Source organism: Streptococcus sp. C300, from assembly GCF_000187645.1.
Classification (GTDB): domain Bacteria; phylum Bacillota; class Bacilli; order Lactobacillales; family Streptococcaceae; genus Streptococcus; species Streptococcus oralis_CQ.
On sequence record NZ_GL732466.1, the window covers coordinates 439,760 to 448,092 of the forward strand.

The following is an 8,333-nucleotide window of genomic DNA, read 5'->3' on the forward strand; positions in this document are numbered from 1 at the left end:
ACCTCGTCCGTCTCTATGGAGCTGCCTTTCGTCCAGTCCGTCGTCAGCAAGCGCACCTATGACAAGTATATCGGTTGGCTAGATAAGGGCAATCGTTTCGAGCGGTTCTTTATCTTTATGATGATCTGGCCTGTCAGACTCAAGATATACATAGCCAATTCTTCTGGACTAAATTCTGCTGCTAACTTACGAGCATCTTTAGCAAATTTCTCAAAGTTCCCACGAATGGATTCGTCTGCGAAGTCTCGTTCGATTTTCTTGAGTGCTACTTGTTTCTTAGCTTGGAAGGCTTCTTCAGCTGTCGCTGGTTTCAAGCCTTTCATGCGTTTCTTAGTCAAGTTTTCGATGATTTGAAGGTAGCCCATTTCATTTGGTGCTACGAAAGTAATAGATTGACCTGACTTACCAGCACGACCTGTACGACCGATACGGTGAACATAACTTTCAGGATCTTGTGGAATATCGTAGTTGTAGACATGGGTCACACCTGAGATATCCAAACCACGTGCTGCCACGTCTGTCGCAACCAAAACATCAAGATTCCCATTTTTAAAATCACGAAGGACACGAAGACGTTTATTTTGGTCTAAGTCACCATGAATTCCTTCTGCACGAAAGCCACGAATTTTAAGTCCACGAGTCAATTCATCTACACGGCGTTTGGTACGACCAAATACAATAGCAAGTTCTGGTTGTTCCACATCCATGAGACGTGTCATAGTATCAAATTTCTCTTGTTCCTTGACACGGATATAGTACTGATCCACCAATTCTGTTGTCAATTCCTTGGCAGCAATCTTGACATGCTCAGGGTCCTTCATAAACTGAACACCGATACGTTTGATAGCATCTGGCATGGTTGCTGAAAAGAGCAAGGTTTGACGATTTTCAGGGACACGGGAAATGATGGCTTCAATGTCTTCAAGGAAGCCCATGTTGAGCATTTCGTCCGCTTCGTCAAGGATCAGAGTTTCAATATCTTGTAATTTCAAGGCCTTGCGTTTAATCAAGTCCAAGAGACGGCCTGGTGTTCCTACCACGATGTGAGCACCAGATTTAAGGGCCTTGATTTGTTTTTCAATGCTGGAACCACCGTAAACTGAGCGAACTTTCACTCCTTTGCTACGGCCAAAGCGGAAGAGTTCTTCTTGGCTTTGGACAGCGAGTTCACGAGTTGGAGCGATAACCAAGGCTTGGATGGTCGCTTCTTCTGTACGGATTTTTTCAAGGGTTGGCAAGCCAAAGGCTGCAGTTTTTCCTGTACCTGTCTGAGCTTGACCGATAACGTCTTTTCCTTCGAGAGCCAAGGGAATGGTCTGTTCTTGGATAGGACTGGCTTCTACAAATCCAGCTTTTTCAATCTCTGCTAGCAATTCAGCAGACAAGTTAAATTCATTAAATTTCACGTTATTCTTCTTTCTAAAGGTGGTGCGAAGCCACCCTATAGGGCTTTAGTTTATACTTTTCTTTTCATGACGTATCTTCTACAAAAAAGAGATACCATGTTGCTTCTTTTCCACGAAAGAAAAGTACTGGTTTCTTTGCAACCTATCTAGTATAACACAAGAGAGAGGCAAAAGATAGTAGAATCCTTAAGGAAAATCATGTAAACGATTTTCTAGCAGTAAAGTAGCCCGAAACTGGTTTTTCAAAGGATTTGAAGGGAGCATTTCAAACTCACTCCATTTCCCGTAGCAGATTTGTGCAAAAAGTGTTTTCTTATGCTAGAATGAAAATCGAATAGGAGGACTATAAATGTTAACATATGATTTAATCGTTATTGGATTTGGTAAAGCCGGGAAAACACTAGCTGGTAAATTAGCTTCAGCTGGCAAAAAAGTTGCCCTCGTTGAACGTAGCAAAGCTATGTACGGTGGAACTTGTATCAACATCGGATGTATCCCAACTAAAACCTTGCTAGTTGCTGCTGAGAAAGATTTGTCTTTTGAAGATGTCATTGCTACCAAAAATACTATCACTAGTCGCCTCAATGGTAAAAACTATGCTACTGTTGCTGGTACAGGTGTGGATATCTTTGATGCGGAAGCTCACTTCCTTTCAAATAAAGTCATCGAAATCCAAGCAGGTGATGAAAAACAAGAACTGACTGCTGAAATTATCGTTATCAATACCGGTGCCGTTTCAAACGTCTTGCCAATCCCTGGACTTGCTACAAGTAAGAATGTCTTTGACTCGACAGGTATCCAAAACTTGGACAAATTGCCAGAAAAACTTGGTGTCCTTGGTGGCGGAAATATCGGTCTTGAATTTGCAGGTCTTTACAACAAACTTGGAAGCAAAGTTACAGTCCTAGATGCCTTGGATGCTTTCCTACCTCGTGCAGAACCTTCCATCGCAGCTCTTGCTAAACAATACATGGAAGAAGACGGTATTGAATTGCTTCAAAACATCCGTACTACTGAAATCAAAAACGACGGTGACCAAGTCCTTGTCGTAACTGAAAACGAAACTTACCGTTTCGATGCCCTTCTCTACGCAACTGGACGTAAACCAAACGTAGAACCACTTCAACTTGAAAATACAGATATTGAACTAACTGAACGTGGTGCTATTAAAGTAGACAAACATTGTCAAACAAACGTTCCTGGTGTCTTCGCAGTTGGAGACGTCAACGGTGGACCTCAATTTACCTACATCTCACTTGATGACTTCCGTGTTGTCTATAGCTACCTTGCTGGAGATGGTAGCTACACTCTTGAAGACCGTCTCAATGTTCCAAACACCATGTTCATCACACCTGCACTTTCACAAGTTGGCTTGACTGAAAGCCAAGCAGCAGATTTGAAACTTCCATATGCAGTGAAGGAAATCCCTGTTGCTGCCATGCCTCGTGGTCACGTAAATGGAGATCTTCGCGGTGCCTTCAAAGCTGTTGTCAATACTGAAACAAAAGAAATTCTTGGTGCAAGCATCTTCTCAGAAGGCTCTCAAGAAATCATCAATATCATCACTGTTGCGATGGACAACAAAATCCCTTATACTTACTTCACAAAACAAATCTTCACTCACCCAACTTTGGCTGAGAACTTGAATGACTTGTTTGCGATTTAAGTTGAGACTGATTTGTTAGCCAACAGCCCTCTTTGGGCTGTTTTTGTTTCTGCGAAATCTCAAATCTGTCTTTTCCCTCTTTTATGATATAATAGAAACATGAAATTAAAAACTACTTTGGGCCTTCTTACTGGGCGTTCTTCCCACTTCGTTTTAAGCCGTCTTGGCCGCGGAAGTACGCTCCCAGGAAAACTCGCCCTTCAATTTGATAAAGATATTTTACAAAATCTAGCTAAGAACTACGAGATTGTCGTGGTCACTGGAACCAACGGGAAAACCCTGACAACTGCTCTCACTGTCGGCATTTTAAAAGAAGTTTATGGTCAGGTTCTGACCAATCCTAGTGGCGCCAATATGATCACAGGGATAACGACAACCTTCTTGACGGCCAAATCCTCTAAAACTGGGAAAAACATTGCCGTTCTAGAAATTGACGAGGCCAGTCTATCTCGTATCTGTGACTACATCCATCCAAGCCTTTTTGTGATTACTAATATTTTCCGTGATCAGATGGACCGCTACGGTGAAATTTACACAACTTATAACATGATTTTGGATGCCATTCGTAAGGTGCCTACGGCTACTGTTCTCCTCAATGGTGACAGTCCACTTTTCTACAAGCCAGCTATTCCAAATCCTGTAGAGTATTTTGGTTTTGACTTGGAAAAAGGACCAGCCAAACTAGCTCACTACAATACCGAAGGAATCCTCTGTCCTGACTGTCAAGGCATTCTCAAATATGAGCACAATACCTATGCCAACTTGGGTGCCTATATCTGTGAAAATTGTGGCTGCAAACGACCTGATCTAGACTATCGTTTGACAGAACTGGTTGAATTAACCAACAATCGCTCTCGTTTTGTCATTGACGGACAAGAATACGGTATCCAAATCGGTGGACTTTACAACATCTACAATGCGCTAGCTGCAGTTGCCATCGCCCGTTTCCTTGGCGCAGATTCGCAACGGATCAAGCAAGGATTTGACAAGAGCCGCGCTGTATTCGGGCGCCAGGAGACCTTCCATATCGGTGATAAAGAATGTACCCTCGTCTTGATTAAAAATCCTGTTGGCGCTACCCAAGCTATCGAGATGATCAAACTAGCTCCTTATCCATTTAGTTTATCTGTTCTCCTTAATGCCAACTATGCTGATGGGATTGATACTAGCTGGATTTGGGATGCTGACTTTGAACAAGTCACTGACATGGACATTCCTGAAATCAACGCTGGTGGTGTTCGTCATTCTGAAATCGCACGTCGTCTACGGGTGACAGGATACCCAGCTGAGAAAATCACTGAAACAAGCAATCTGGAACAGGTTCTCAAGACCATTGAGAACCAAGACTGCAAACATGCCTATATCCTGGCTACCTATACTGCTATGCTTGAATTCCGCGAACTACTGGCAAGTCGTCAGATTGTTAGAAAGGAGATGAACTGATGGTTTATACTTCACTTTCCTCAAAAGCTAGCAATTACCCTTATCAGCTCAATATTGCCCACCTCTATGGAAACCTCATGAATACCTACGGGGACAATGGAAACATCCTCATGCTCAAGTATGTGGCTGAAAAACTGGGAGCCCATGTGACAGTTGACATCGTTTCTCTCCATGATGACTTTGATGAAAATCACTATGATATTGCCTTTTTCGGTGGTGGTCAAGACTTTGAACAAAGTATTATCGCTGGAGACCTTCCTGCTAAAAAAGAGAGCATTGACAACTACATCCAAAACGACGGCGTAGTTCTAGCCATCTGCGGTGGTTTCCAACTATTGGGCCAATATTATGTTGAGGCTTCAGGCAAACGTATCGAAGGGCTCGGTGTCATGGGCCACTACACCCTCAACCAGACCAATAATCGCTTTATCGGTGACATCAAGATTTACAATGAAGATTTCGATGAAACCTACTATGGATTTGAAAATCACCAAGGTCGTACCTTCCTTTCTGATGACCAAAAACCTCTGGGTCAGGTTGTCTATGGAAATGGAAACAATGAAGAAAAGGTCGGCGAAGGGGTTCATTATAAGAATGTCTTTGGTTCCTACTTCCACGGACCTATCCTCTCTCGTAATGCCAATCTAGCTTATCGCCTAGTCACTACTGCCCTCCGGAAAAAATACGGTCAGGATATCCAACTCCCTGCCTATGAAGACATTCTCAGTCAAGAAATCGCTGAAGAATACAGCGACGTGAAAAGCAAGGCAGACTTTTCTTAAACTAAGGAAAAATAGATAAAAGAACTCCACTATCTTGTAGGAGTTCTTTTTGCCTGTTCTTTTACCCTTCTCTCTTGCATTTTCTCTCTTTTTTTGCCAAAATAGAGGGGTAGAAAGAAGGTAGCATATGTCTAAATTACAACAAATCGTAACATATCTTGAATCAGAAAAACTAGATGTCGCTGTCGTATCTGACCCCGTCACTATCAATTACCTCACTGGTTTTTACAGTGACCCTCATGAACGCCAAATGTTCCTCTTTATTCTAGCGGATCAGGAACCTCTCCTCTTTGTCCCAGCCCTTGAGATTGAGCGTGCAAGCAGCACTGTCTCTTTCCCAGTTGTAGGCTATGTGGATTCTGAAAATCCATGGCAAAAAATCAAAAATGCCTTGCCACAGCACGATTTCAAACGTGTCGCTGTTGAGTTTGATAATCTCATCTTGACCAAATACCATGGTTTGAAAACTGTCTTTGAAACTGCTGAGTTTGAAAACCTCACTCCTCGCATCCAACGCATGCGCCTCATCAAATCAGCTGATGAAGTACAAAAAATGATGGTTGCAGGTCTCTATGCCGATAAAGCTGTAAAAGTTGGTTTTGACAGTATCTCTCTTGATAAAACAGAGACAGATATCATCGCCCAAATCGACTTCGCCTTAAAACGTGAAGGCTATGAAATGAGTTTTGATACCATGGTTTTGACTGGTGACAATGCTGCAAATCCACACGGAATTCCTGGTGCAAACAAGGTCGAAAAAGACGCCCTTCTCCTCTTTGACCTGGGTGTTATGGTCAATGGTTACGCCTCAGATATGACTCGTACAGTCGCTGTCGGTAAACCTGACCAATTCAAGAAAGATATCTATAACTTGACCCTTGAAGCCCAACAAGCTGCCCTTGACTTCATCAAGCCAGGTGTGACTGCACATGAAGTTGACCGCGCTGCACGTGAAGTCATTGAAAAAGCTGGTTATGGTGAGTACTTCAACCACCGTCTCGGTCACGGTATCGGTATGGATGTCCACGAATTCCCTTCTATCATGGAGGGAAACGACATGGTCATCGAAGAAGGCATGTGTTTCTCTGTTGAACCTGGTATCTATATCCCTGGTAAAGTCGGTGTTCGTATCGAAGACTGCGGTGTTGTTACCAAGGATGGCTTTGACCTCTTTACAAGCACCAGAAAAGATTTGCTTTATTTTGATTAAATATAGACAAGCAAAAAGTCAGCTATTGAAGCTGACTTTTTTATTTTATCTTCTTAACACTCTGAAAGACTACAAATCCCACAACCATTCCCAAGGTATTTTGTAGGAAGTTTGGAAGGATTTCTGGCAAGGCTGCTGACCAGCCATTCATTAGAGTTGAGCCCAGAGCGTAGCCACTTACCATGACGATAGTAGCCAAGACAAGGCCTAGCCATTGCCATTTCCCTTTAAAACCTGCAAAAAATCCTTGCAAGCCATGGTTTACCAAGCTAAAGAACATCCACTGTGGAAAGCCTGATAAAAGGTCAAGCAGAAAAGCTGCTAGTCCTCCAACGACGGCCCCTTCTTTACTGCCAAAGTAAAAGGCAGTAAAGAAAATACCTGCATCCAAGAGAGTCAATATTCCTGTTGGCGTTCCAATTTTCAAGTAATAACCTAGAACCACAGAAAGGGCGGTTAAGAGGGATACAAGGGCGATTTTAGTTGTTTTGGTTTGCTTCATATTGTCTTACTCCATATTGATCTGCTTGTGCAATAGCACGGTAAACGAAAGCTTTCGAGCTCTCTACTGCTGGTAAAAGTTCATCCCCTTTAACCAAGTGACTGGCGATGCTTGAGGCAAAGGTACATCCTGCACCCGCATTTTGGCCTTGAATGACTGGGTTTTCTAGAACAGTGAAAGTTTGTCCATCATAAAAGACATCCACTGCCTTGTCCTGACTGAGGCGATTGCCTCCCTTGATAATAACTGCTGGCGCTCCTAAATCATGCAATTTCTGCGCTGCAGTTTTCATATCTTCCAATGTTTTGATCTCTTGACCCGCTAACAATTCTGCTTCAGGAAGATTTGGCGTAATCACACTGACATGAGGGAAAAAACGAATCAACTCTTGGCAGAGCTCACTAACAGCCACGTCGTGCGTTTCCTTGCAGACCAAAACGGGGTCCAATACCACAGGCACTCCTGGACGTTGCTTGATAAAGTCCAAGGCCTTCTCAGCCACACTGACAGTAGGAAGAAGGCCAATCTTAATCCCTGCAAACTCGACATCACGTAAGCTATTCAACTCATGTTGAAAAATAGTATCATCTGTAGGGAAGACTTCAAACCCCTTCTCTGTCAAGGCTGTCAAACAAGTCACTGCTACAAAGCCATGCAAGCCGTTTAAGGTATAGGTGGCAAGATCAGCTGATAAACCACCACCACTAAAAATATCATTCCCAGAAAGGGCTAAAATACGATTATTCTTCATAACGAATCTCCTTTAAATACAAGCCATTCGGTGCAGCCGTTGGACCTGCTAGCTGCCTGTCCTTCTTCTCCAAAATCAAGTCAATCTGCTCAACTGGCATTCGATTATTTCCGATTTTGAGCAGTGTCCCCACCATATTACGAATCTGTTTATATAAGAATCCATTTCCTGAAAAGGTAAAAGTCAAAAACTGCCCTGTCTCATCAACACTAAGACTGGCTTCTGTAATGGTCCGAACCTTGTCCTCTACACTGGTTCCAGATGCTGTAAAACCGGTAAAATCGTGGGTTCCTTCTAATTTCTTGACAGCCTCCTGCATCCGCTCCACATCGAGGGGATAGGGAAAGTGAGTAGCATAGTGACGGCGCATGGGATTTTTAGGACGCCCCCTATCTACTATAAACTCATAGGTCTTGCTATGTTTTGCATAACGGCAATGAAAATCATCCGCCACAATCTCAATCGAAATCACATCGATATCTTCTGGTGACTGAGTATCCAGAGCAAAACGGAGTTTTTCCTCATCCATCTGATAGGGCAGATCAAAATGAATGACCTGTTCCAGAGCATGGA

At 43.0% G+C, this 8,333-nt stretch carries 7 protein-coding genes and 2 pseudogenes; 5 read left to right on the forward strand and 4 right to left on the reverse strand.

Annotated elements, in window-relative coordinates:
- Positions 1-135: pseudogene (locus tag HMPREF0849_RS10645) on the forward strand (TVP38/TMEM64 family protein); the annotation flags it as partial.
- On the opposite strand, the pseudogene HMPREF0849_RS02160 reads toward HMPREF0849_RS10645, so the two are convergent.
- Positions 126-1,406 (reverse strand): annotated as a pseudogene (locus HMPREF0849_RS02160) (DEAD/DEAH box helicase); the annotation flags it as partial. The pseudogenes HMPREF0849_RS10645 and HMPREF0849_RS02160 sit on opposite strands and share 10 nt — an antisense overlap.
- A gap of 349 nt (positions 1,407-1,755) precedes the next feature.
- Between HMPREF0849_RS02160 and HMPREF0849_RS02165 the strand changes: the two are divergent.
- The 4 genes from HMPREF0849_RS02165 (at position 1,756) to HMPREF0849_RS02180 (ending at position 6,507) form a co-directional block, all read left to right on the forward strand.
- Entirely contained in the window at positions 1,756-3,072 is a 1,317-nt protein-coding gene (locus tag HMPREF0849_RS02165; protein ID WP_000958918.1) for an FAD-containing oxidoreductase, read from the forward strand.
- Between the two features lie 99 nt (positions 3,073-3,171).
- Positions 3,172-4,515, forward strand: coding sequence for a lipid II isoglutaminyl synthase subunit MurT (gene murT / locus HMPREF0849_RS02170; RefSeq protein WP_000770033.1), 1,344 nt, complete (start codon positions 3,172-3,174; stop codon positions 4,513-4,515).
- Positions 4,515-5,297: a lipid II isoglutaminyl synthase subunit GatD gene (gatD, locus tag HMPREF0849_RS02175; protein WP_000263183.1), complete on the forward strand. Its 783-nt coding sequence runs from the start codon at positions 4,515-4,517 to the stop codon at positions 5,295-5,297. Before murT ends, gatD begins: the two co-directional genes overlap by 1 nt.
- 127 nt (positions 5,298-5,424) lie before the next feature.
- The gene (locus HMPREF0849_RS02180) at positions 5,425-6,507 is read left to right on the forward strand and encodes a M24 family metallopeptidase (protein ID WP_000040920.1); all 1,083 of its coding nucleotides are present in this window, start codon (positions 5,425-5,427) and stop codon (positions 6,505-6,507) included.
- A 40-nt stretch (positions 6,508-6,547) separates the two neighbouring features.
- Here HMPREF0849_RS02180 and HMPREF0849_RS02185 read toward each other — a convergent pair whose 3' ends face one another.
- From HMPREF0849_RS02185 to HMPREF0849_RS02195, 3 genes are all read right to left on the reverse strand, one after another.
- Positions 6,548-7,009: an ECF transporter S component gene (locus HMPREF0849_RS02185; RefSeq protein WP_000814995.1), complete on the reverse strand. Its 462-nt coding sequence runs from the start codon at positions 7,007-7,009 to the stop codon at positions 6,548-6,550.
- Complete coding sequence (locus tag HMPREF0849_RS02190; protein WP_000794789.1) at positions 6,987-7,760, reverse strand: bifunctional hydroxymethylpyrimidine kinase/phosphomethylpyrimidine kinase; 774 nt, start codon at positions 7,758-7,760, stop codon at positions 6,987-6,989. Before HMPREF0849_RS02190 ends, HMPREF0849_RS02185 begins: the two co-directional genes overlap by 23 nt.
- A partial coding sequence (locus tag HMPREF0849_RS02195; RefSeq protein ID WP_033605349.1) for a tRNA pseudouridine synthase A occupies positions 7,750-8,333 on the reverse strand: 584 nt, incomplete at its 5' end. The genes HMPREF0849_RS02195 and HMPREF0849_RS02190, both read right to left, overlap by 11 nt.

Bases quoted from the DNA above. Each gene is read 5' to 3' on its own strand.
- HMPREF0849_RS02165 (WP_000958918.1), top strand. From the start codon at position 1,756: ATGTTAACATATGATTTAATCGTTATTGGATTTGGTAAAGCCGGGAAA.
- murT (WP_000770033.1), top strand. From the start codon at position 3,172: ATGAAATTAAAAACTACTTTGGGCCTTCTTACTGGGCGTTCTTCCCAC.
- gatD (WP_000263183.1), top strand. From the start codon at position 4,515: ATGGTTTATACTTCACTTTCCTCAAAAGCTAGCAATTACCCTTATCAG.
- HMPREF0849_RS02180 (WP_000040920.1), top strand. From the start codon at position 5,425: ATGTCTAAATTACAACAAATCGTAACATATCTTGAATCAGAAAAACTA.
- HMPREF0849_RS02185 (WP_000814995.1), bottom strand. From the start codon at position 7,009: ATGAAGCAAACCAAAACAACTAAAATCGCCCTTGTATCCCTCTTAACC.
- HMPREF0849_RS02190 (WP_000794789.1), bottom strand. From the start codon at position 7,760: ATGAAGAATAATCGTATTTTAGCCCTTTCTGGGAATGATATTTTTAGT.